At 47.6% G+C, this 25,278-nt stretch carries 18 protein-coding genes; 2 read left to right on the plus strand and 16 right to left on the minus strand.

Annotated elements, in window-relative coordinates; all coding sequences use genetic code 11:
- Positions 1 to 143: 143 nt before the first annotated feature.
- Positions 144 to 830 carry a DUF3592 domain-containing protein gene (locus QFZ51_RS21650; RefSeq protein WP_429048790.1) on the plus strand — a complete coding sequence of 229 codons (687 nt, stop codon included), beginning with the start codon at positions 144 to 146 and terminating at the stop codon, positions 828 to 830.
- A gap of 43 nt (positions 831 to 873) precedes the next feature.
- On the opposite strand, the gene QFZ51_RS21655 is transcribed toward QFZ51_RS21650, so the two are convergent.
- The 16 genes from QFZ51_RS21655 to QFZ51_RS21730 form a co-directional block, all read right to left on the minus strand.
- A complete protein-coding gene (locus QFZ51_RS21655; protein WP_429048791.1) occupies positions 874 to 3,462 on the minus strand; it encodes an alpha/beta hydrolase family protein in 2,589 nt (862 codons plus the stop codon).
- Positions 3,459 to 5,423 (minus strand): TlpA family protein disulfide reductase, encoded by a 1,965-nt coding sequence (locus QFZ51_RS21660; protein ID WP_429048793.1) that lies wholly within the window; start codon positions 5,421 to 5,423, stop codon positions 3,459 to 3,461. Before QFZ51_RS21660 ends, QFZ51_RS21655 begins: the two co-directional genes overlap by 4 nt.
- Before the next feature lie 91 nt (positions 5,424 to 5,514).
- Entirely contained in the window at positions 5,515 to 6,876 is a 1,362-nt protein-coding gene (locus QFZ51_RS21665; protein WP_429048795.1) for a RagB/SusD family nutrient uptake outer membrane protein, read from the minus strand.
- Between the two features lie 11 nt (positions 6,877 to 6,887).
- Positions 6,888 to 10,442, minus strand: coding sequence for a SusC/RagA family TonB-linked outer membrane protein (locus tag QFZ51_RS21670; protein WP_429048796.1), 3,555 nt, complete (start codon positions 10,440 to 10,442; stop codon positions 6,888 to 6,890).
- 263 nt (positions 10,443 to 10,705) lie between these two features.
- Complete coding sequence (locus tag QFZ51_RS21675; RefSeq protein ID WP_429048798.1) at positions 10,706 to 11,830, minus strand: FecR family protein; 1,125 nt, start codon at positions 11,828 to 11,830, stop codon at positions 10,706 to 10,708.
- Positions 11,831 to 11,895: 65 nt separating this feature from the next.
- Positions 11,896 to 12,510: an RNA polymerase sigma factor gene (locus tag QFZ51_RS21680; protein WP_429048799.1), complete on the minus strand. Its 615-nt coding sequence runs from the start codon at positions 12,508 to 12,510 to the stop codon at positions 11,896 to 11,898.
- Between the two features lie 57 nt (positions 12,511 to 12,567).
- Complete coding sequence (locus QFZ51_RS21685) at positions 12,568 to 13,656, minus strand: hypothetical protein (protein WP_429048801.1); 1,089 nt, start codon at positions 13,654 to 13,656, stop codon at positions 12,568 to 12,570.
- A complete protein-coding gene (locus QFZ51_RS21690; protein ID WP_429048803.1) occupies positions 13,656 to 15,200 on the minus strand; it encodes a hypothetical protein in 1,545 nt (514 codons plus the stop codon). Before QFZ51_RS21690 ends, QFZ51_RS21685 begins: the two co-directional genes overlap by 1 nt.
- A 137-nt stretch (positions 15,201 to 15,337) precedes the next feature.
- Complete coding sequence (locus QFZ51_RS21695; RefSeq protein WP_429048805.1) at positions 15,338 to 16,498, minus strand: acyltransferase family protein; 1,161 nt, start codon at positions 16,496 to 16,498, stop codon at positions 15,338 to 15,340.
- A gap of 165 nt (positions 16,499 to 16,663) precedes the next feature.
- Positions 16,664 to 17,305: a class I SAM-dependent methyltransferase gene (locus QFZ51_RS21700; protein ID WP_429048807.1), complete on the minus strand. Its 642-nt coding sequence runs from the start codon at positions 17,303 to 17,305 to the stop codon at positions 16,664 to 16,666.
- A 95-nt stretch (positions 17,306 to 17,400) separates the two neighbouring features.
- A complete protein-coding gene (locus QFZ51_RS21705; protein ID WP_429048808.1) occupies positions 17,401 to 18,258 on the minus strand; it encodes a helix-turn-helix domain-containing protein in 858 nt (285 codons plus the stop codon).
- A 51-nt stretch (positions 18,259 to 18,309) separates the two neighbouring features.
- The gene (locus QFZ51_RS21710; protein WP_429048809.1) at positions 18,310 to 19,020 is read right to left on the minus strand and encodes a hypothetical protein; all 711 of its coding nucleotides are present in this window, start codon (positions 19,018 to 19,020) and stop codon (positions 18,310 to 18,312) included.
- Positions 19,021 to 19,202: 182 nt separating this feature from the next.
- Positions 19,203 to 20,252: a 2Fe-2S iron-sulfur cluster-binding protein gene (locus QFZ51_RS21715; RefSeq protein ID WP_429048811.1), complete on the minus strand. Its 1,050-nt coding sequence runs from the start codon at positions 20,250 to 20,252 to the stop codon at positions 19,203 to 19,205.
- An 18-nt stretch (positions 20,253 to 20,270) separates the two neighbouring features.
- Positions 20,271 to 22,541, minus strand: a complete 2,271-nt coding sequence (locus QFZ51_RS21720; RefSeq protein ID WP_429048812.1) for a heavy metal translocating P-type ATPase — start codon at positions 22,539 to 22,541, stop codon at positions 20,271 to 20,273.
- A gap of 78 nt (positions 22,542 to 22,619) precedes the next feature.
- Entirely contained in the window at positions 22,620 to 23,207 is a 588-nt protein-coding gene (locus QFZ51_RS21725) for a helix-turn-helix domain-containing protein (protein WP_429048814.1), read from the minus strand.
- A gap of 87 nt (positions 23,208 to 23,294) precedes the next feature.
- On the minus strand, positions 23,295 to 24,506 hold the full coding sequence (locus QFZ51_RS21730) for a hypothetical protein (RefSeq protein ID WP_429048816.1): 1,212 nt from the start codon (positions 24,504 to 24,506) through the stop codon (positions 23,295 to 23,297).
- A 153-nt stretch (positions 24,507 to 24,659) separates the two neighbouring features.
- Here QFZ51_RS21730 and QFZ51_RS21735 point away from each other — a divergent pair, with 153 nt between their 5' ends.
- The gene (locus tag QFZ51_RS21735) at positions 24,660 to 25,277 is read left to right on the plus strand and encodes a class I SAM-dependent methyltransferase (protein ID WP_429048817.1); all 618 of its coding nucleotides are present in this window, start codon (positions 24,660 to 24,662) and stop codon (positions 25,275 to 25,277) included.
- Position 25,278 lies beyond the last annotated feature (1 nt).

A 25,278-nucleotide genomic window follows, 5' to 3' on the forward strand; every position in this document is an offset into this window, starting at 1 on the left:
TACTGCGCTTTACTAAATTACGGCTATTTATACAGCCGGGCTTATTCACTTTATTCATTCCTGGATTTATGGCCCGGAAGGCGCCTTTTTCCTTATCTGTACAATTTGGTATCTTGCGCCCTTATCCAATTTGATCGCTTAAAATGAAACGCAGATCTGTATCGCTTACTTTTAATATTTTCCTGGGGATTGGCTTGCTGATGGTGGTCGTTGCTGCTATGATATGCTATAATGTTAAAACGTTCAATGCCTCCGCAGTAAAAACCAACGGAACAGTGGTGGACATGATCGCCAGGGGAAAACGGTCGTACGCCCCGGTGGTAACGTATTTCGATGATGCAGGCGTGAAGCACCGTTATATTTCCAGCGTTTCTTCCAATCCTCCCGGGTACGAAATCGGGGAACGCGTCGACATTTATTACGACCCCAAAAACCCGGATGATGCGAAAATAGCCGGCTGGATGGAATACTTTGGCGCTATCGTGGTTGGCGGCATGGGGTTGCTATTCAGCTTCTTTGGCCTGGGGTATTATTTAAAGAGAAAGGTGAGCCGCTCGCGCAGGGACCAGCTGAAACAATCGGGGTTGCTGGTCCGGGCCGACTTTGACTCGGTTGACACCAACAGGTATATTCGGGTTAACCGTCGTAATCCCTTCTTTATACGCTGCAACTGGAAAGATCCGCTCACCGGCGTAAACTACCGTTTCAAGAGTGGGTTCATGTGGTCCGACCCTACTTCACTGATTGGGGTTCATCAAAAAATAGACGTATACATGGACAAAAATAATCCACGTAAGTATTACGTGGATATTTCTGCCTTTGAGCAATAATACAGTTACGGCGGGCTGTGAAAGTAACAGCCCGCCGTCGTTATCAATAAGCATACTTCGGATCTACCTTACGCTCATCCACACTGATGCCTTCCTTCATCCATCGTGGCATGGGTTTATCTTTGAGATAGTGATCAAAGAACTGTCCCATTCGCAGTGTCCAGTCCTGTTGCGGGATCTCCTCCTCCAATGTGTGGTTCAGTCCCTTGTAGTTAAGCAGCCAGGCGGGCTTGCGCAGCCTGCGCATAGCCAGGAATAGGTCCAGCCCCTGGGTAAAGGCCACCGCACCGTCTTTGTCGTTATGAAAAATCAGCAGCGGGCTGGTGATCTTGTCGGCATTAAAGATGGGCGAATTGGCGATGTAGGCTTCTTTATCTTCCCACAGCGTTTTCCCTAAACGATACTGCTCCACTTCACATTTAAACATACCCGGCGCCCCATTGGAGCGCACTGCCGTGTAGTTGTAGGTAACGTTAACGGCGCCGGCGCCGATGTTAACGCATTTAAAAAGGTTACTACGGGTAGCTATATACGCTACTTCAAAACCGGCAAAGCTATGCCCTTGCAGACCTATATGCGCCTTGTCTGCAATACCCCGGCTAATCAGGTCCATTACGCCGCTTACCACAGCATTGTAAGCGCTTTCACCGGGTTTTCCGGTAGTGTAGTGTATGTCCGGGCGGAATACCACGTAGCCGTTACTTACATAAGTAGGAATATCGATGGTAGACGTGCTGTAACCCGGCACTAAATACTCATGCAGATCATGGGAATGCGTTTCATAAAAATCAACGATCATCGGGTAAGTCCGGGTGGTATCAAAGTTTTCAGGGAGATATAAGAGTCCCTGGTTTTGTTTCCCTTCGTAATTTTTCCATTCCACCACTTTTGCTGAACCCCAGCCGTACTGCGCCTGTTGAGGGTTCCTGTTGGTGAGGCGTTTAACTGCCGTAAGACCGGCATTGCCCCACCAGATGTCGGGATACTGCCGGTAACTCTGCCGGGCGAAAACGAAGGCATTACCATTGCCTGCAACACTAATTACTTTTACGGTGTAAGCCGGATCATCGGCCAGTGCTATTGCTTTCCCGCCGGGGTTTAAGCGATACAGTCCGCCCGACTTTGTTTGCTCATTGAAGCTGCGCAGCAGGAGTGCCTTTTTCAGGTCCAGCATGCCGCCATAATCCGCCCCCTGCAACCGGAAACTTACGTGATGCTGCCGGCCATAGCCGCCGGTAATGCAACGGGCAGACTGTTTGCCGGTCAGGTCTATTGCCCACATATCGTACCGGTCGTATACAATTACGGTATTGCCTTCGTCTGTCCATCCAGCCATACCATAGGATGGTGGCGCTTTGGGCAGGTCGAAATCTTCTTCATACACCGGGTAGCCAATGGCAGCAGAAATCGTTACAAACTTTGCCTCCTCCGGTTTCAATACCTGCCATTGTTTTTCATTGCCGTTATATATCACTGCAAACCGGCCGTTGGGGCTCCATTGCGGGTTATCGGTACAATCTTCCGCCACCAGTTTGCGCTCGCCCGTGTGCACATTTACCAGGTAAATGTCAGCATTCAGCGAGTACTTCCAGTCGAGCATATATTCATAGCGCGACTGATCCGTGAGCAATGCATAATTGTAACTCCCGCTTTGAGGTGTAAAAAGCATCCCTGCATATTCAGGCGCCACCTGCACCAACTGCTTCGTATCCAGGTGATAGATGAATTTTGCATCGTCCATCATCGTTCTGTCGTATACCCCTCTCCGTTGCCGCCGTTGGGATACAGGTTCATTCCAGGTCCACAGTTCCAGGTCTGCTGCGTTGGGATTGGGCTTGGGTGGGGTTTTGCGCGCTGTATTGAAGCTTACTTCCAGCAGCAATTGTGTGGTACCAGGTGTAATTTCGTATGCCTTTTGCGTAATACGGTAACCCGGCGGAGCGGTAATATCGTTGAAATCCATGAGCAGCTGAGGCGTACTTTTCTTCAGCGAAAAAGCATACAGCTTTGTGCCCGACAACAGCGTGCCTTCTTCTTTATCAGGATTAAAACTGTAGTCGGTTACCGGACCACTAAACAGCGCAGTGTGCCTGCCTTTCAGCGGGCCGGCCATGAGCCGGTCGCCACGGAGATAAACTACCTGGCCCTTGCCGGAAAGAGAATACCTGTCTGCCTGTTCGAGAATAGTACTGTCGTTGGTATCCGTATTCCAGATCACCAACCGGCTACCGGCTGCCGTTTTATAGTTATAGGAAATATAGGGAGATGTTTGACTGTTGCTGATAAACGAGGTAGTCGTCCACCGGATCTTTTTCCCATCTTTCAAACGCATGAGCATTAGTGAATCATTCACATTATACTTCAGCCATTTGCCTTTATTAAAAAAATCGGCCCCCGAAGTGTTGTCCAACAGGATCTCCTTGCTGGTTTGTGTATTGACCAGGTGTTTCTGCGGATTATCGTCATCCGGCAAATCATACATTACCCAATCGCCATAATAACTGATAACAGGAATACCTATACGTTTCCATTCTTTATAGGCAGCGGTATCCAGCACTTTTTGCTGCGCCGCAGCGGGCAGTATGCCGGCGCCTGTCAGTGCGGCATATAAGAGCAAAGATCTTTTTCTCATTGTTCTGCTTTTAAAATCTCAATAACCTGGCTTAGTTCATCGGCAAGTGCGCTTGGACTGCCGCCGTATCCTTCTGCCGTATACCTTATTATTCCATTTTTCAATACTACTTTTCTTGGAATAGCAGAAGAATGGAAAACAGGCAACATGCTCTTGAATACGCGGTCGTTTCCTTTCGTATCCGGGTTCTCATCATCGTACAACACTTTAAAACTATAACCCGATGACCTGATATATTTAGAGATATCTTCTTTGTAAGTTTTAGCGCGTTCCATGGTGGCGATAAAATAAAAATCAACCGACGGATCAGCGGCATATTTGCTCACCGCCATCTGCATGCCGGGGAAGGCCATTTTACAGGGGAAACACCAGGTAGCCCAGTAGTCCAGCACAATGATCTTGTTGTTCCAGCTATCGGAGCTAACGGTGCTGCCATTCATATCCTTCAACCGGAAAGGCGTGATCTTTTCGCGGATAAGTTTAGTCTTGATTTCATTGCTGTCCACAGCAGGTTTAAGACCCGCCACGTATGCATCAAATCCTGTTGTTTTGCCGTATATCCTTTTCAGTTTTTCCATCATAACAGGCGTAGCGGCGCCGGCTTTAACACCTGCTTCCAATACGGTTTTCACCTTCTTTTCGCCACCGGTATGTTCCAGTATGTTTACCCAGGCTTCATTCAGATTGGCATTGTTGTAGCGGCCTTTCCCGGAGCGCTGCGCCCCGTAAGGAAGTGCTTCTTTATACTTACCCATTTTATTCAGCATGCTGATATGGATAGCCAGGCGGGCATCCATTTGTGTGCGGGCATTTTCGCGGGCTTGCAGCGGGGTGTAGCGGGTATCTTCCATGTATGATCCATCATCGCTTTTTTTGATGATGTCGTCGATCAGCATTTTTGAGAACGGATAAATTTTTGCCAATGGTGTTTTTCCGATAATAAATGCTTTATCGAGATTAGCCCGGTATATTTCATTCAGCGTAACAAAATCCATATCGCGGAGATGTTTTTTCAGGCTGTCGGTACGACCCGTGGCAATGTACACCTGGCCCAGCAAACGGTATATATTGTGGTAAATAAATTGCTGCGAGGCGATAGTGTCCCTGCGGTATTCCGCCACCGGGAAATCACGGAGGAAAGTTTCCATGGCAGCAAACTGCGCTTCGCCCATTTGTCCCATATAAGCTTTGCTGTATGCATCGAACCGGGCGGCACGGCCTTTGGGAAACCGTTGCAGTTGGAGCTTTCTCACGGAATCAGCTTTCTGTTGGTCTTTCAGCTGGAACCTGTAGGTTTCATACACGATGTTATAGCCTTGTTCATCGAGTCCGGGTATCCTTAAAAACTTTTCCAGGTTGCGCGGCGCTCTCTGTGGAAATTCATCGCCGAGTTTTAGTTTGAGCATAGCCAGGTAGCTGTCGAAAAATTTTGGCATGCTATCGGGATAGGCTTCCATTTCCTTACGCACCCACATTTCCAGTGCTTCGTTGCTGATATCGTAGTTATTAAAATAAAATGGCGCTTTGGCGACAGAAGGCTTCCGGAAAATACCCCATGCCAGCTGGCCGCCGGGTAAACGGTTGCCGTTTTTATCGGTGGTAACCGACATAAATCCATGATCATTATTATTGTCGGAGGCGGCCACCATACCGTTTTCAGTGGTCACAAATTTAATGGCCACAAATGCGCAGTTTGCAGGAACCGCGTACTGGCCGTTCCAGGTGGCGCCGCGTTGTTGCAGTACAATATCATCCACATACCAGCGGTAATTCCGGTAGAGATAAATCATGGCGCCTATATCTGCCTTACCGGCCAATGGCCCGCCGGCGGGATTATACAGGAGGCGGAGCGTATCTCCTGCCACGGTTTTTTCCAGCCCCGTTAAGCGGCTGCTGTCCTGCGTGTACGCGGTTGTGGAAAACGCCAGCAGCAACGCCAGCATACTTATCCATCTTTTCATGTTGTTTCCGTTTTTTAATGGCATGCCCCGAGTGGCTGCCTGGTGGCAGCCGCTCTTCCGGACATCCCGGGTTATGATGGTTGGTTAAATATTATCTTGGGCTTTGCGCTATTTCCGGATTCAGCAGGATGTATTTTGTACCGATTGGGAAGATATACCGGTTGCTGTTTGGCTCCAGTGTATAGTTTACGCCTTTGAAAGTGCGGGTAACCGTTTTGGCAAAAGCGGCATCTTTGTTCAGGCGTTTCTGATCGAACCATCTTAATCCTGTTCCAAAAAATTCGCGCTTTCTTTCGTCCACTACCCTACTGAGCGCTTCCGCTGGAGTGCCGGGTGTATAAGCCGTATAGTCTGCTGTGAGGAATCGTTTTTCGCGCAGGCTGTTCAATACGTTGGTGGCGGTTACCGCATCCCCGGAGCGGGCAGCGCATTCTGCTTTAATCAGCATCATTTCCGGTACGCCAGGACCTTGTGTGATGGTATTGCCCTCGCGGCTGTAGCGATAGCGCCAGTAGCCGTAACCTGTAAACGCCGGGAAAAAGTTGCCGCCCGGTTTTACAAACAAGGCATAGCGCATATCTTTTGTGCCGAGCAGCGACAACAACGCCGTGTCCAGTTGGATGCCTCCCTGGTAGAAACCAGCGTTAATCTTTGAAAAGATCACTTCCGGATCTTTCAGCCGGTAGGGAAAAGTGGCTACACTGGTGGCATAGTCACGAAGGTCCAGCACACCGTTCTGCAGTGCCAGTGCCTGTTCTGCATAACTCCGCGCGGTGGTGAAATCGCGGGTCATCAGGTAAGTACGTGCCAGCATGGCGTAGGCGGCTGCTTTAGAAGGGCGCGTATTATAATCAGGCAAAGCCGGCAGTGCGTCCACTGCCTGTTTCAGGTCGCCGGTAATCTGGTTGTACACCGTAGCTACAGATACTCTTTGCAGCGATGCAAACAGGTCGGGCGTTAATAATAAAGGAATACCAGGATCGGTGGCGGCGGTGGCGGCATCGTACTGCGCGCTGTAAATATTCACCAGGCACCAGTAAGCATATGCCCGGTGTGTGAGCGCTTCTGCGAACAGCTGTTTCTTGTCTGCATCAGTACCATTTTCGCTGGCCATTACACCGGCCAGCACTTCGTTGCAGGTATAAATTGCCTTGTACAGTTTGTCCCAGTCTCCATCCGACTGTGTATCACTCCAGTACTGCGGCTGCCACGTATAGGCATTCCCGTTAATATCGGTCATGGTAGCCTGTTTCGAGGAATCCAGGAAACGGGTATCATCACCGGAATAAATAGTGAGGCTGAAACCTGCTTCCAACTGGGAGTTGTTATCCAGCAAAGCGCGGTAGTCTTTGGTGTAGGTAGGCGTACGTTTTCCTATCTGATCTATTTCCACGTATTTACGGCATCCTGTGGCCAGCGCCATTACCGCTACGAAATATATTAGTCTTTTCATTTTCTTCGCTGTTAGAATGATGCATTGATGTTAAACATATAGCTGGTTACCGGCGACATGCTGTAATAGTTTGCATTTGCATTCAGGTACTCCGGATCAATCCCATCTTTATTAGCTCTCCATAAAATACCGAGGTTACGCGCGTTGCCGCTAACAGAAAGACTTTTAATCACCCGTTGCGGCAATAATTCTTTCGGGAAGCTATAGCTGAGCGAAATTTGTTGCAGGCGGATGTTGTCGGCCTTTCTTACCAGCTTATCCGAATTCCGGTAACGGACAATACTGTTGTTATTCACGTTTTCAAGACCCGGCACGTCGGTAAAGGCTTCATCACCCGGTTCCTTCCAGCGGTTAGCAAGATCCTTTTGCCTTCCGGGCAAACCAAAATAATACCCCGCAGATGTAGGATAGTTGGTGATCGCAGGTTTCATAAAAATATGCCCCATGTAATAGGTCATCTGCACCCTCATTTCAAATCTTTTATAGCGGAAGGTATTAAAGAACCCGCCGTGGTAAGGCGCCACTCTCACGCCCGCATATTTTAGGTCGTTTATATCAAATGCCGACGTAAGGTTGGTGGTATTGCTGATGATTTTATTGTTGCGGTCATAGATCTGGGTTTGACCTTTATTGTCCAGTCCTGCGGAGCGATATACAAACGTAGCGCCAATGGGATAGCCGTTTACCGGGGAGCCGCCGGCGATAAGGTTGGAAGCCTGTGTAATGTTATAGCGGTTGTCTGTTACTTCGTTGGTACCATATGCAAAATTGAAAACGGAGGTAATACCCCAGTCCCTTGTTTTCAGCAATTCACCTGTAATGCCTAACTCCATACCGTGGCTTTTCAGTGTACCGGTATTGAACTGCAGGGTAGACCAGCCATAGGTGGAGTTATATGGCAGCGTAGTGATGATGCCTTCGCTTCTTTTGGTGTAGGCATCTGCGGTTAGCATTAAGCGGTTATTAAAGGCCCTGAGGTCCACGCCAAAATTGAGTGTTTTGGTCAGCTCCCATCCCAGTTGCTGGTTGCCCGGCGATTCAATAACACCGATGGGCAGTTGTGTGCTGGGATCTGTGGCAGCCAGATTGATAAGGGGTACATTGCTTCCTGCTAATGGCACCGAACCGCCGGTACCATAGGTAACGCGGAGGTCTAACCCATTCAGCCAATGAATATTCTGCATAAATGATTCCTGGCCCATACTCCATTTCGCGCCGGCGGACCAGAAAGGTTTTGCGCGTTTGCTGCGTTCAAGACCCAACAGCGTATAGTCGTCGAAGCGCGCGCTGGCGGATAAATTGTATTTTGCTTTATAGGTATAATTGCCATTACCGAAATAACTGAGGTAGCGGTTCTTTTGTTCTGTTACCGGGGTGGTTACCGGGCCGATATTCTGCGTCCAGCCATACATGGTCATGAGCTGTGCATTGGGATCTACAGTAGCAAAGGTGTTGCCATCCGCATTATATCCATAGCGGGTAGACGCATATGACCTGCTATAGGTTTCCCTGATTTCCCCTCCTGCAAGCGCCATCAGCTGATGATCCGGATTAAAATTCCGGTGGATGTTCAGGACACCCCGCAGGTTGTAATCGTAGGCATTGGCGTCCGACAAATAATAACGGCCACCATAAGGCAGGTTGTAGGTTGGTTTGCCGCTGGAAGGATTGGTTACCGTGTAAGTGTTCATCAATGTGCGTCCGGCGTAACTTTGCACATCATCCACGCTTTGAAGACTATTCGCATTACGCTGGTACATACCAGTCACGTCCAGGTTAGCCCAGTTTGTCAGTTTGAAATTGAGTCCTGCGTTGAGCCGTACCTGTTGCATACTATTTTTGGTGTTGGAATATCCCAGCTCATCGATCGCATTGTAAGTAGTGGGCAAAAAGCCTTTGGCCACCAGGCTGTCGTTTACTTCTGGGCGGAAGCCTACATTTCGCTGTAGGTGGTTGCCATTTGCGTCTACCAGCATATCATAGGGACGCAATGCAGTAGCGTTTTGTCCCAATGCGTCGGCAGCGGCATTATTAAAGTAAGTGGTGCCGCCCTGGTAGCTGAAGCCGGTAAACAGCTTAACGCGGCGGTCAAACAGATCGTTGGTGAAGTTACCGGTGAGGAACACATTTTGTGCGCTGTTGCTTCTGAAAATGGGTTGGTCTTTATTAAAGTTACCGGAGAGATAGTAGCTGTTGTTATCACCGCCGCCGGATACAGACAGATTGTATTGCTGGTTCACAGCGGTGCGCAGCAGGTACTTTTCTATTTGCCCGTAGTTATTGCGGGAGGCAATTTCCGCGATGGCGGCATCTGCCTGTGCCTGCGTGGCTGTTCCCCTTTTCACTTTATAAAACCATTCCTGTACTTCGCTGGGATTAGCTGCCTGTAGTGGGTTATAATAGCCGAGTGAAAGTGCATCTGTAAAAAATCCTTTATTCAGCATTTCCATTTCAAGATCTACATATTCCGCGGTGGACATCCAGTTGAGATCCGAGATGGAAGGCGCTTTGGATACCCCGAATGTTGCAGAGAGGTTTACAGAGGGGGCTCCCCTCTTTCCTTTCTTTGTTTCTATCACAATAACGCCATTGGCGCCTCTAGCCCCCCAGATGGAAGTTGCCACCGCATCTTTCAGAAAGGTGATCTGTTCTATATCGTTCGGGTTAAAAGAAGACAGCACCGAACCATTGGCCATGACCGAGTTGCCAAGGGTCGTCAATTTTTGATTATCCCCGGTGGGGATCATGGGAAAGCCATCCACTACGATGAGCGGCGCGGTAGTGTTACCATAAGTGTTGGTAGTACGGATCTGTATGGTGTTGCCCCTGATATCGAATTTTACGCCCGGCACTTTACCTTCCAGTCTTTCCATAATGTTATTGGAAGGCACTTCAGCCAGGTCTTTCGCAGTAATAATACTGTAAGAACCGGTAGCTCTTTCTTTTGAAATCGTCTGGTAACCGGTGGATACAGATACATTGATGGCGCTGATATCGATGGTGGTGCGTTCGAGTACGATTACCAGGTCGGTGTTGTTGCTGATCTTCACTTCCTGGGATTTGAAGCCTACGTAGCTGATCACCAGTACATCGCCTACATTCACGCTCAGATCGAAGCGCCCGTTTTCATCGTTGATCACTGACCGCCCGGTTCCTTTTACCTTGATGGTAGCGCCAAAGAGGATGTTACCCCGGGCATCTTTCACGATGCCCTGCACGGGAATCGTTACCAAAGGAGTGGTGGTATTGGCATAGGGCAGCGGAAGAGGCATTGTTTTTTTGCTGACGAAAATGGTTTGCTCCTGCAGCATATACTGCAATTCCTGGCCTTTGAAAATAATGTCGAGGAACTGCCCTAACGGCATATCCACGGCAGACAGGTTCACTTTCTGCGTGCCTTTCAGCAGGTCTAAGTCACAAAATATGTGATAGCCCGTTTGCGACCGGATGGTTTGAAAAGCCTTTTCCAGCGTGATATTTTTGCCGGATAAGGTAACCGATTGGGAGACTCCTTTGGCGCTTACTCCCATCAGTGCGGCCGTTAATAATAGCGTGGTTAGTTTCATCACTAACAGAATTTTTTTGCAGAGACTATACCCTTTGGTTGTCTCATTGATTCCCCGAGATTTGGTTGAGAACCGGGGCCCTTCCTGCCTGCATCTGTGCATAGCATGGCCACTCCGGTTACAAGACGCATTTTTTTGCATAACTTGCAATTGGTTAGGTTGATTGAAAACAGTTGACACGAATTAATTGTCTATCGTTCACCCTGGCTATAGGCCGCTCTGAATCCTACCTCAGAGCGGTTTTTTAGTATAGGGAAAAATACTTACGGTAATACTACCAGCCGGTTGCCGGCTTCTATCCGGAAATTCACCCCGGATGCTTTTAATCCTTCCAGGACCTGCGACAGGCTAAGGTTCCGGCCTATTTCACCGTAGAACTTCCTGGTGGGAATGGCGCCCTCGTATACTACTTCTATATTGTACCACCGGGATAATTGCCGCATGACTTCAGCGATTCCCAGCTGGTCGAAATTAAAGGTGCCTTCTTTCCAGGCAACTACCTGGGCGGTATTCACCTGGTTGTTTATTTTTATGTTGCTGTTTACTTCCGCTTGCTGCCCCGGCTGCAATATAGCCGCCTCGGTCCGGAGACTTATTTTCACGCTGCCCTCCAGGAGTGTAGCCCTGATGTTGGTTTCATCGTCATAGGCATTGATATTAAAGTGCGTGCCCAGCACTTCCAGCGTTGCCTGGTTATTGATTTGTACCCGGAAGGGTTTGGCAGCATCTTTCGCTACTTCAAAATACGCCTCTCCTTTTACCTCCACCTTTCGTTCATTTCCGGTGAAGGCCGTGGGGTAACGGATAGCGCTGGCGGCGTTGAGCCATACCTGGGAGCCGTCCGGCAATGTAAGCCGGAACTGCCTTGCCCGGGGTGTGCTTACGGTATTATACGCTATGCCCGAAGCTTTGCCGGCATCGTAACTGAGCCCTCCGTTTTGCATGATCACGGTGGTGCCGTTTTGGTTGGCGAGGATGCCGTTGCCCATGCTGTCGAGCGTAATTTGCTTACCATCTGCCAGGGTGAGCATGGCTCCGCTGTGACCCGGCGCTACATCTGCTTTTCCGGCCAGTTCTTTTTTGGGTGTTCCGGGTCGTAATGTAAATACCAGTATGGCGGCCAGTACTGCGGCGGCGGCGGCGGGCCACCATATCCGCATCCTGCGGACCTTTGCCCGGTCCTGCTCCTGCAACCGGCGCCGGAGCTGTTCCAGGAAAGCCGGGGAGGCTTCTTCGTACAACACTGGTCCTGATGCCGCTTGTAATTGCTGATGAAATTCTTCCGCAGACACGGTTTCGTACCAGGAAAAAAATTCCATTTCTTCCTGTTCCGTCAGCGTACCGCTCCGGTATTTATTTAAAAGCGCTATTTTATTCCCGTTGTTCATAGATGGCACTATATACTACAGACGAACACGTGTTGTATTCGTATACGCCAAAAAGGAACTTTTTTTTATTTCCCGTTAAGCCAAAGCAGGAAAAGGATAGCAACAGGTCCGCCGTGCTGTTCCAGCACGGACTTTAAGGTATGGAAGGCGGCATAGTAATGTTTTTTCACCGTTACCACGGCGATGCCGTACCGGGCGGCAATTTCCTCAAAGCTCAGTCCTTCTTCGGTGCGCAGCAGGAAAATGTCGCGCTTTTGTTTGTCGAGGCCATTAATGGCCCGCAGGGCCGTATCATGTAATTCCTTATACTCCAGCGCATCCGGCATATCGGCTGCCGAGGCGCGCTGTTCCAGTGTTTCCATTGCCCGGAGATGTACTTTTTTCCGTCTTAACAGATCAAATACCAGGTTGCGGGCAATCCGGAAAGCATAATTTTCGAAGGACTTCACCAGCAACAGTTTTTCCCGGATCTTCCAGATCCGGAAAAATGTTTCCTGTAAAACCTCGTCGGTTTCATGGCGGTCCTGTGTAATAAAGTTAACGGCTACCTGCAGATTGGGGTAATACCAGGTGTACAATTGCGCATAGGCATCCTGGTCGCCATCGGCGGCTGCCTGTACCAGTAAATGTTCGTTGGAGAGCGGTACCCGGTGATATTGCGAAAAATGTGAACTAGCCAATCCGTTTGCAAGATACGGAAAATAAAAAACCATCCCTGAACGGGATGGTTCGCTTTATCATTGCACCCGCTGCTGTTGCTTCAGCAGCTTAGCCCTGTTGATGTCTTTCTGTGCCTCTTTAATATTGATCTCATTGCCCAGCTGCGTTTTGAGGTGTCCCCTGTTCTCAAAGAATTCAGCGCGGTTATTATTAATCTTTATTGCCTCATTGAAATCTTCCAAAGCAGACATCTGTTGGTTTAACTTCAGTTTTATCAGTCCCCTATTATTAAACATCATCGGTAGCTGGTTGCTGCTGACCCTATCAAACAACTTGTCGATCTGATCCAGCGCCTCCTGGAATTTCTGCTGCTGATACAGCTGGTTAGTCCGGTTAAGCAACTGTTCTATTCCTTGTGCTTTCACCAGGCTATCGATGTTTAAAAAGCTGTTCAGGGAAGCATCCGGCTGATTGACGAAATTATAGCCTTTTGCTATTGCCAGGAGCCGTTTGGCTTTGGTAGGGTGACTGCATCCTGCTTCGAGTTGAGGGGGCGGATGTTTATCCACCGCCTGAATGCCCGACTCTGCATTCCTTAACGTTCCCTTCAGCTTCTTAATAATATACCCGGAGAAAAAATCTGCTTCTAACTCCCTTTGCCTGGAAAGGGCGTATGTTAACGCCTGGTTCCGGAGGGAATGCCCCAGAAAATGGTGCCCTACTTCATGCGCAAAGATGGCAAAGGCCACCCAGTCTGTATTCTGGGCTACTAATTTATTGAGGTATTGACGGTTGTATAAAATATACCGGGTACTGTCGCCACGGGTCATTACGGCTTTAAACACAGGCCCCGGAAAGGCGCATTCATACAGGATGAAATTTGCCGCCACCTGGTTGTCAGTTTCCATGCCTAATAACTGCTGGATCTTGAGAATTACCATGGCCGGGGTAAAACCATCTGCACTTAATGATGGCTGCATATCCGGGATACAATCATCTCCCAGCTGACTACTCACAAACCCGCAGGAAAAAAGGAAATTACTATCTTCCGGGATGGTATCGCTAAGCGGCTGTAAAACCGGGGCGGTCTGGCTGTATGCCCGGTATTGCCCCGGCAGCAGCATAACGGCTGCGCATAGCAGCATACATACGATATACTTTGCCATTATCTGGTGAGGTTATAGGTGATCGCCAGGAAATGTCCCCATTTGTAAAAAGACTCCGTTTCCACCGTTGTTCCAATCGTTGCTTTTGGTACGATCTGGCCTTCCTGGTATTTCGAAGAAAGCAATGTTGCCTGGGTGAGTGTCCATCCAAAGCTAGCGATAAACCGCTGTTCACGGCCTAAGGCCGCAGAAACGCCCAGGTGATAATTGAACTTTGTGGTAGACCCGGTGGACAAGCTCACCCCTACAGCCAACGCTGGCTGAAAGTCCCACCCTGTTCTGTAGTAGGCGTGCATCAGTGCGCCGAGAGAGGGTACTACTTTATTGCGGTTATCATTTCTCCCTATTTTCACATTATCCGGATCGCCGCTGATGCTATCCAGCCGGTAAGACTGGTCAAAGAAATTGTCGCTTCCAAAATTCATAAAGAAGCCGGTGCTGAAGTCGAGTTTAAACCCGCCATACGTTCTGACGATAATCGGGGCCTGTAAGCCAGGATCTGCACAAGTGGTGTTATCTTTTGGTTCTATTTTGATGTCAAATTTCAGTTCATCTTTATCTGCAATAGCTGCCTGCCTGATGATATAATTGATGGGGTTGATCACCTTATAGCTATTCACTATCAAATTCTTCTGATCAAGCAGTTTATAATTATCAATGATTTCAATCCCTCTTTTAACGGCCGCCTCATTGGATTGTTTCGTTTCCACTCTTTCATTGGTAACCCTGATGGCCTTATCGAGGATAAGGTTATCGTTGGCAAACTCTTCTGCTTTAGCTGTCTTCTTTACGGTTACCAACTTTGCCATCAGCTTGTCAGCATCTTCTTTAAAAGGTTTTGCGGCCTCATTAATGTCCTTCTCCAATTGCTCCAGCGTTGCCTTTTCAGTGGTAGCCACCTGCGTATAGTGATCGAGGATATTAATCACCTGGGCGAGCAACAGTTCTTTTGAGGCCGCTGCTGTTTCCGTTCCGATTTTATTATTGTTGACAAAAGCGGTGGTGGCTGCCAGGAGGTTTGTCTCCGCCTGCGGGTAGGCGCCATCACAGGCTTCTTTTATGGCTATCAGTTCATTTTTATAATAGAGGCTATGTTGCAGTACTGCTACTGCTTTTTTAAATTTCTCCAGGCTCTCCCAGTAATTATCCAGTTTATCATTTAACTTTTTATAGCTTGCTTTAAACGGCGTTAACTCCGCCTGGTACAAGGTTTTCAATTTCAACACACCATCGTTAAATGAAAATGCGGCGCCACCTGCGGGTTTAGGATCATCTGCGGTACCAAGATCAACGGTTGATCCGTCGAGTTTTGAGAGGATAGCCGGTTGTTGCACGAAGAAATTGGTACTGGTATTATTTACCTGGATGTTGTAGCGGCTTTTATTGATATTAATGATTTCCAGTACCACCAGGTTTCCATGCTTTACGCGGTGCTTTATCCTTGATTTGGGTAAATGCTGGTAGTCGATCAGGATGGTATCCGGCGACTGGGCGTACAGGTCTGCTATAGGTAACAGGAATAATAATGAAAGGAACTTTTTCATGTGTAACTATTAGGGATAAGGAATAATTGTCGGGGGCTACGAAGTACTAATCTGCTCTAAGATAAGAAATATTACATAAAAAAAGCATGGCATCTTCCTTCCGGATGATACCATGCTTTTATCATATCGTTGTTAAACTAAACTTTCAGGAACACCTTCTGTTTATACATAAAATACAGGAATAACCATTTTAGAAATACCAGGGAGATGCTGAGGGCCACCGCGCCGAACGGGTCTCCTACCAACTGCCCAAGCCATTTAAAAAACACCTCATTGCTATAGTTCCAGTCGATAAAGTGGCCCGAAATATAGATGAGAATAGAGTTCATTCCAATCACGCGGAAAAAGAAAGCCCATTTTTTATACCCTGCAATATCAATAACATAATAGAAAAGCGCGAGCAACAACAGGCTGATACCGCCTACCTGCAACACAAATGAACTGGTCCACAGATTTTTATTAATGGGAAAATCAAGGTTCCACAACTGTGCCAGCACTAAAAAAACGAGTCCTGTAAGGGCCATTACGCCTACTTTCTTTACCGGGGCCATCGTGCTGTTCCGTAATAAATTACCGGTGAGAATCCCCAACATCGCGGTGCTGATAGCCGGGAAGGTGGAGGTAAATCCTTCCGGATCATGGATACCGAGATACAATTTACCAGGAACAATGAGACGGTCCACGTACGATGCGAAATTCCCTTCCATGGTAAGATCACCGGGCGAAAATCCGGGCGCCGCTGTAAACTTCAGCAGCAGCCAGTACGCGACCAGGATACCTACGAACCAGATCATTTGCGCCCGTTCCTTTGTGTACAGGTAAATGATGTTGGCAAACATATAAGCCAGGCCGATACGACCTAAAACGCTGCAAAATCTTATCTGCGATACCGGCTGCAATTGCAGGCCGTTATTATAAATAACACCCAGCAACACCAGTACCAGTCCTCTTTTTATTACACGCAACAGCAGCTGAGTGCGGCTTTTACCTTTTTCCAGTTCCCTGCCTACCGAATACGGCGTGGAAACACCGGCCATGAACAGGAAAAGCGGGAATATCAGATCATAGAAATGAAATCCGTTCCACGCAGGATGTTCAAGCTGTACGGCGATGGCGCCCCAGAAAGGAGATCCTGTTGCCTTTGCTATTTCATGAAAGATGGAGCCGCCGCCCATAATCCAGAACATATCAAATCCCCGGAGGGCATCTAATGAGTAAAGCCGGCCTTTTTTTTCATTGTCACGGTTTATTGCTGCCGGGGTCCCGGTTTCCACTGGCAATGCTGTTAATGTGCTCATTGTTGAAGAGATCAAACGATTAGTGTATAATTTCAAACGATTTTGGCAGCATACAAGCTAATAAAAATGGCGCTAACTTTTTCTAAAATTAATCTACAGGGAAGTTAACCGCTTATACCAGCAACTAAAAAATTGATTATCAACACTGTTATGCCTTATATTTAATTACCGGCCCCGCTTTCTTCCCGTAAATCTTACTACAGCGCCTTTTCCAATATGACATTGCCCTTCACTTAAAAGGATTTCTTCTTCCTCCAGTGTCAGTATATCATAGTTCTCAAAGTCTGCTGCTATCTCTGTTTTGGAAAGCAGCATATCCATATCTGTTGGCCCACCTACAGCAGGATTGAGCTTCTTCAGCTCTACATGCTTTTTACTGAAGGCCTCTAAAATAATGATCCCGCCAGGTTTAAGGTAGCTGCTTAATTGTTGGTGAAATATAGATTTTTTAGCGGCGGCGAAGTGCGCATACACCAGCCCGATAGCATCAAATGATTCCTTTTCAAACGTTAGCTGCTCCAGGTCGCCGACAATATATTCCAGGTTAACATGGTTTGCTGCGGCCAGTTGCAGTGCCTTCGATTTCCCTGCTGCACTCAGATCAAATGAAGTTACCTTCCATCCAAGCTGTGCAGCGAATACACCATTGCGACCTTCTCCGTCTGCCGGCATCAGTATGGCGCCCGGCTTAAATTGCGGCAGCCATTCGCTGAAAAAATCATTCGGGGCTTTCCCATAGGCGTACTCATTGTTTTTATACCGGTCGTCCCACATATTTTTGTATTGTTCATCCCAGGATTGATTCATATACGTTGATTTATAATTAAAAAATGAGAGGGTTTCCGCAAAGGTAATGGGAGCGGCACACAGAGGAGTAGGACAAAAATGTAGTAGTATAGGATTTATCTGTAATCGCGTCTGAACGTTTCGGGTGAATAGCCTGTATGTTTTTTGAAAAACCTGATGAAATAGGAAACATCTTCGTAGCCAAGATGATCTGCTATCTGGTTTACCTGCCCGGATGTTGCCAGTAGCTGTCTTTTGGCTTCCAGTATAATATATTCATTAATAAGTGCTGAACAGGTTTTACCTATCGTTGCCTTGGTGATGGCATTCAGCTGATAGCTGGAAAGATTCAGCATCCCGGCATATTGGGATACCTCCTTACAGTTTAAAACATGCGTCTCCAAAAGACTGAACAACGCATCCAGTTGCTCCTGCCTGTAAATGTTTGCGTTGCGGTGAGCATCATTACCGGACTGTCTTATCAGCTGAATAAACAACACATCCAGGTGGGCTTTAATAACATGCCGGTAGTTTTCCTGTTTGCCGGTATATTCCCGGAAGATATCAGTTAATATCGCCTGCAATTGTTGAAACCCGGCAGCATTAAGCTGATAGTGGTTGATATTTCCTGCCCTGCGTAACAACTGGCTGGATACTTTGTGATGAGAGAAACAGAATCCGTCATTGAAATGCATCATGTACCCTGTGCTGCCTGCTTTCAATACCAACCGGTGTACCTGGCCCGGGCGAAGAAAAAAAACAGTATGGTCGCCGATCACGTAGCGGGTGAAGTCAATATCATGACTACCGCTTCCCTTCTCCAAAACAAGCATATAAAAGAAGTCGTGCCGGTGATACTCCTGCACCATGTCCTCCCCATCCAGTAAAGTCTGAAGATCCCGGATGCCGAAGCCTTCAGCAGCATCCGTACCTTTTTCCGCTGTAGTAATATGTCTGACAGGTATCTTTTCCATTTAACTGCACTCCAGTAAAATTATTATTGCTGCAATGTGAGTCAAATGTAATTACATTTTCATAAGCCCGGGGTAGATCCTTAAATATACCTGGAGCGCCAGCGGATTTTTGCCATACAAATCATGCAGGGATTTATCATCAAAGAAAACACTCAGCTGCCCACCCAATGCAAGCCGCGTTTTTGCAATATTCAGCAGGTCGTAACTTACCCCTGCGGTAAGTGCGTTAACCGGAAACAGGGCATCACCGTACTTCGCAGGATCAAGATCCAATTCTTCCACTGATTTCTGTACCCATTCGTAGCGGGTATAAACCACTGCTTTCTTCATCTGCCATGCTCCTTCCAGCAGGAACGCGTTCTCTCCTTCATGACCGGGCGTTTTATTCAGGCCCCACAGCGTTGTTACATTCATCCAGTTATCGTTGCGCATTGGCAGGCTGAATATGGCGGAAGCGGTAGTCCGGTTAACATCTTCACCGGGATGAAGCGCTTCGGGGCTTTTAACGTATCCGTGTGACACCTGGAATGCCCAGTTGCGGGAAGGGTTAAAGGAAAGCCCGCCACTCCAGGAATCAAATCGCATTTTATCGAAGTTGTACCTGTTCTCGTCGGGCTCCCTTCCTGTAAAGAGTGACCCTTCCAATTTAAACTTATCTACGCGCACACCGAGGGTGGCCACTCCGAAAGTGATATGCGTTCCGTCGTTCCAGTGATGACTGACAGGCGCATCCGGGTTTGCTAACGCAGACGGGCGATGCATAAAGGCAACGGATCCCAATGCCGGTTCACCCGGATAGCCGAAGTAAGCAAAGGCGTCTACTTTTTTTGAAAAAGCATAACTGTAACTGACGGATAATTCAGAAAACAGGTCATGCGGATGCTGGCGGTCGACCAGTGGCTGTCCCTTCCAGCTTTGCCAGATCCCGCGAGTATTATGCCACTTTAGCCTATCTCTACCGTCACATCATCCGTAAGTGGAAAGCTCTGGCAAAGCAGCACCATTCCTTCATCCAGCTCCTGTTGCCTGAGCGCATAATTACCGCGCATTTTTACTTTCCCGGCAGTGAGTTTCGCCGCACAAATACCGCAGGTGCCTCCTTTGCAGGAATATGGCAATGGTATCCTGTCTTCCAGCGCCGCTTCGAGAATCGTTTTGCCGGCGGCCACGTCCAGCAGGTTGCTCTGTTCGTAAAAGTGGAGCAATACTTCCTGCGCGGCACCGGGCAATACTTCCTCTTCTTTGCTACTATCCGGGGAAAACCATTCCATGAAAATACGATCTGCCGGCACTTGCAGCGCTTCCAGCACTTCCTGCTGCATTTTCATCAAGCCTGATGGACCGCAGAGAAAATAGTGAACCCCCTCACCGGGATCGGTCACTGCCTGTTGAATAAGCTTACGGGTAACCAGTTTGCCCAGTCTGCCGCTAATAAATTCCGGGGCAGCTGCTTCTTCATAAACTGATATCGCGTGATAAACGTTGATCCGTTCCCGGTAGTGCTCCTTCCACTGTGCAATGTCATCTCTGAATATAATTTCATCCGGTGTACGACTGGCGTAGACGAGTGTAACATGTGTGTCCGGAGCGGTATCGATCACTGACCTGGCAATGGCATACAAAGGTGTGATCCCGCTTCCGCCGGCCAGCAGCACAACGTGCTTTGCCTGATAGCTACCGGGTACCGGTGTAAATGAGCCATAGGGACCGGATACTGTCCAATGCTCAATGGCGGAGGCCTTATCGGCAATATAGTTGCTCATGATGCCACCGGCTACTCTTTTTACGGTAATGGCTGGTTGTTTATCCCTGCTACAGACTGTGCTTAAAGAATAAGACCTGGTAACAGTGGCGCCGTTGATCGTTAATGTTAGATTGATAAACTGGCCGGGTTGATATATAAAAGGCTGGCCGCCGGTATCAAACTTTATGGTGACTGTGGAGGCAGTTTCCCGGATGATACCCGCGGTGCGCCAGATCTGTACATTGTTCATGCTTTCTGATGATTTATTTTAAAGACGGGCGGCTTTTAAACGCAAACTATTGCTGACCACACTTACTGAGCTGAGGGCCATCGCAGCGCCGGCAATCATAGGATCTAATAAAAATCCGTTGACAGGGAATAAAACACCGGCGGCAATGGGAATACCAATAATGTTGTAGATGAATGCCCAGAAGAGGTTCTGTTTAATGGTGCTAACCGTTTTCCGCGACAGCTTCAGTGCTTTCGGGATGCTATTGAGATCAGAGGTAATCAATGTCATTTTGGCCACGTCCATGGCAATATCCGATCCCTTGCCCATGGCTATACTTACATCCGCCTGGGCCAGTGCCTGTGAGTCGTTGATACCATCGCCCACCATCGCCACCACTTTCCCGGATTGCTGCAATTCTTTTACAAATGCAGCTTTATGGGAAGGGAGTACTTCTGCTTTATAGTGCTTCAATCCAACTTTCCTGGCTACCGCTGCGGCGGTGTGGGTGTTATCACCGGTAAGCATATATACCTCAATGCCTTGTTTTTGCAAGGATGCAATCGCTTCCCTGGAGGTTTCCTTTATTTTATCGGCGATGGCGATGACCGCCAGCAGTTGTTTGCCGGCGGCAAAATAGATCACTGTTTTGGCATCTTCCTGCAAGGCAGCGGCTTGTGTTGCTTGTTGCGGATCGATGGTGACATTGTTCTCCTCCATCAGTTTGCGGTTACCCACCAGGTAAACAGTTTGTTCAAAAGTGCCTTGTATCCCCTTACCGGTAAGGCTTTCAAAGGCAGACAACTTAGCGAATGCTGCGCCGTTGTCTTTCAGGTAAGATACTACGCCCTCCGCCAGCGGGTGTTCCGACTGTTGTTCAAGTGCATACAATACTGATTGGGCTGCGGAGTGGGTATGAGCAGGTGCATACCAAACCAGGTCAGTTACCACCGGTTTACCTTCCGTAATGGTACCGGTTTTGTCGAGGATAATGGCATTCACTTTATGCGCCAGCTCCAGGCTTTCGGCATCTTTAATAAGGATATTATTTTCGGCGCCCTTCCCTACTCCTACCATGATGGCGGTGGGTGTTGCCAGTCCTAATGCACACGGACAAGCGATCACCAATACCGTTACCGAGGTAAGCAGTGCATGGGTGAAAGCATTATTGCCACCAAACACCATCCAGGAAACGAATGTAAGGATAGCAATACCTATTACCACCGGTACAAAGATCCCTGCAATCCTGTCTACCAGCTTCTGAACAGGCGCTTTACTGCCCTGTGCTTCCTGCACCATTTTGATAATCTGGGCCAGGAGTGTATCTGCGCCTACTTTTTCTGCACGGAAACGGAAACTGCCTTTCTGATTGATGGTACCGGCAAATACTGTATCACCGGCATGTTTAGCCACCGGCACCGGTTCGCCGGTGATCATACTTTCATCCACGTAGGAAGTTCCGTCTGCCAGCTTTCCGTCTACCGGGATCTTTTCTCCCGGCTTTACCAGCAGCAGGTCCTGGACTTTTACAGCGGAGACAGGAATTTCGCGGGTTTCGCCGGATTCATCTACCAGCAATACCGTTTTGGGTTGCAGACCGATAAGTTTTTTTATGGCAGATGACGTATTGGATTTGGCTTTTTCTTCAAGGAGTTTACCGAGTGATATAAATGCAATGACCACAGCGGCCGCTTCAAAATACACATGTGCATGTAATCCGCGCTGGTGCCAGAACCCGGGATATATTGTATTGAAGGCACTGAACAACCAGGCGATACCGGTACTCAGCGCCACCAGTGTATCCATGTTGGCTTTCCTGTGCCTGGACTGCTTCCAGGCATTGATGAAGAAGTTGCGGCCCAGGAAGAACACCACTGGTGTGGCAAGCGCCATCATGATCCAGTTGCCGTATGGCATATTCATAAAGAACATCCCGATGATAACAATGGGAAGCGATAATACCGATGCCCAGATAGTACGTTGTTTTACCTCGCGATAGTGACGCTGCTGTGCTTCTTCCTTTACTTCATCCTGGTTTTCTTTGTCTATCACCAGGTCGTACCCCACTGAACGGACGCTGCTTTGCAGCATTTCAGGGGTAACGGCGGCATGATCGTATTGTACCCAGGCGGTTTGATTGGCGAAGTTAACGCCGGCGTCCTGTACGCCGGGCACCGATTTCAACATAGACTCCACGCTAACGGCGCATGCCGCGCAGGTCATTTCCAACACGGGAAAGGTTTCTTTTGTGGTACCGGCAGCGTGCTTCCTGTTGGTGGTTGGTTCCTGTAATAATATAGCTGATGACATATATTGCTGATTTTCTACAAAACTACGCTGCTGCCGGGGCACGTACGTTACACTATTCAGGGGGAATTGTATATAATTTTAAGACCGGTTGTCAGGGTGATGGGTCAGGGCCTGCTTTGATTTCCTGATTTCTTTAAAGTGAGAGGTATTGAGGCCGGTTTGATCTTTAAACTGCCGGGACAGATGGGCGCCGCTGCTATAACCCAGTTTAAAGGCAATGTCTGAAAGGGTTTCATCGGTATAAACCAGTAATTCCTTTACTTTCTCTACACGGTATTCTTTGATATATTTCTCCAGGGTAACGCCTTCTGCTTCTGAAAATATATTGCTGATCATACTATAATCTTTATTCAGCGCGCTGGATACTACCTCTGAAAACCTGAAGTTATCCGGGAAATCATAGGATCCCGAATACACCTGGTCGATCAGGTTCTTCACCTCTCTTACCAGCTTCGTCTTTTTATCTTCCAGCAGGGTGAATCCCAGCAGCGCTAATTTCTCCCGGAGAGTATCCATATCCGGTTCTGATAATGCCGTTATGGTGGTTACCTGCCCCAGCGCAATACCGGTTACCGGTATCCACAGCTCGTGCAGCGCCTCTTTCACCGCAAGGATACACCTGTCGCAAACCATTCCCTTAATAAATATCTTATAGTTACTTAGCATATAAACAGTATTTGAGCTATGCAAAGTTCAGCTATTCCACCGGCAGGGGTATTATAAAATTCAGGGGAATATTTATATAATTATAATTTACTGTTTATAGATATACTCCAGTGCTTCATCTTTGTTATTAATAAAATTCAGGGAACGGTAGGTAATTGCTTTATCGGGCATTAATGCTCCATTTTTACCTTTCCAGTTTTCCCAATACCTGGTTGAATAGCCGATCACGATCTTCGTGTTCGGAAGCCGGAATCCGCGTACTTCTCCATAGTGGTTTATGTTGCCGCTGGTCATTTGTCCCACCAAAATGGCATTGGTATATCTTTTAAATTCAACGGCATTCATCAGGGCAGAAGAAAAAGTTTGCTTCCCGATAAGTACATAAAAATGCGCTTTCTTATTTAAATAACTGTGTTTAATACTGTCGATAAAAGGTCTCAGTACGCCGGAATTTCCTCCGCTGTTAAACCGGAGGTCAACAATAATTTTACCGGGATGTAAGCTGTTTATTTTTGAAAACAGTTCCTCATTAAACTGCGCGAATGGGTGTTGTTCATCATCGTTGCACCGAATGAAATTGAAATAGATTGTTTTTCTGGCGGAGTCATATTCATACCAATAGTCTTTATTTTGCTTCCTGTAAGGTAACATGGCGCCGTATTGGGCGGACAGGGCTATGTTCAGGCTGTCTTTATGAACGGCTGGAAGTGTTACCTGGTACACTTCTCCATCGCGGCTTTGCAGCGTGAATGCCGCGCTTTCATCCGAGCTTAGAATGCCCAGTCCTTTAAGAAAAGAGGGATTATTCAGCAATTGTTGTTCATAGACTTCAAAATAGGATTGATTATCCGCCTTAATTACTTCTTTAAATTTCCTGTTGATTTCATCGATGGAATGCCCGTTAATCGCTGTTAGTTTAGATAAAAGCGCAGTTGATTGCTGCGGAGCAATACCAGTAACAAAAATGCCGTCGTCGAACACGGTAAACTTTACAGGCAAAACAGTTTTGAACTGCGGCTCAATCCTGGTATGTTCATCGCCGATCAATACGTTTAACCTGAAAAGTTCCACCATGAAGGTTTCATCATTCAGGGTGTCAATTTTCCCCGCTACACCGGCAACTTTATTTTCAAATTCCTGTTTCCTGATTTTATTAAAGAGATTTTTGTGCTTTACCGGAAGGGTATCGCGGTAGTACATTAAGTCTTCCAGCAGTTGCTTTTTTCCCAGGTGCTGCGAAAAGGAATGATTGGAAATTAATATCAACAGGCAGGATATCAAAGCACAGTGTCTTTTCATTTGGTTCAGTTTTTTGTTGTCTCCTGCATAGCTGTTGCAGGTATCCAACAATATACGTCCAACCGGTTGAGTTTCGTATACGCGGGCTGGTTTAAATATGGATATCTTGTCTTGTTCCTTAATTCCTACATTTGTATTTTAAATTTACCGGGAATGGAAGAAAATAAAGCGCACTGGGAGAATGTTTACCATACAAAAAAACCTTCGGAGGTAAGCTGGACACAAGATGTACCGCAAACATCCCTCGATTTCATTCTTTCCTGTAATATTCCAAAAACGGCAGGCATTATTGATATCGGCGGCGGCGACAGTAAACTGGCCGGCTTCCTGCTGGATGCAGGTTTCACCAATATTACCGTACTGGATATTTCGGCCAGGGCATTGGAGAGGGCGCGACAGCGCCTCGGTGAAAAAGCTGACCTGGTGAAATGGATAGTGCAGGATATTACTACTTTTCAGCCGGATGCCTCCTACGAGGTGTGGCATGACAGGGCTACTTTTCATTTCCTGACGGCAGCAAAACAGGTTGACCGGTATTTAAATATTGCCCGTCAAAGTATCAATGCCGGTGGCTATGCTGTTATAGGTACTTTTTCTACCAACGGTCCGGAAAAATGTAGTGGTCTCCCTATAAAACAATATAACGAGGGTACGCTGACGGATCAGTTAAGCAACGGTTTCAAGAAAGTAAAATGTATCACAGAAAACCATGTAACGCCTTTCAATACAACGCAACATTTCCTGTTTTGCTCGTTTAGGCGAACTTTGTAAC

The sequence above is a fragment of the Chitinophaga sp. W3I9 genome (assembly GCF_050434025.1).
Lineage (GTDB): Bacteria > Bacteroidota > Bacteroidia > Chitinophagales > Chitinophagaceae > Chitinophaga.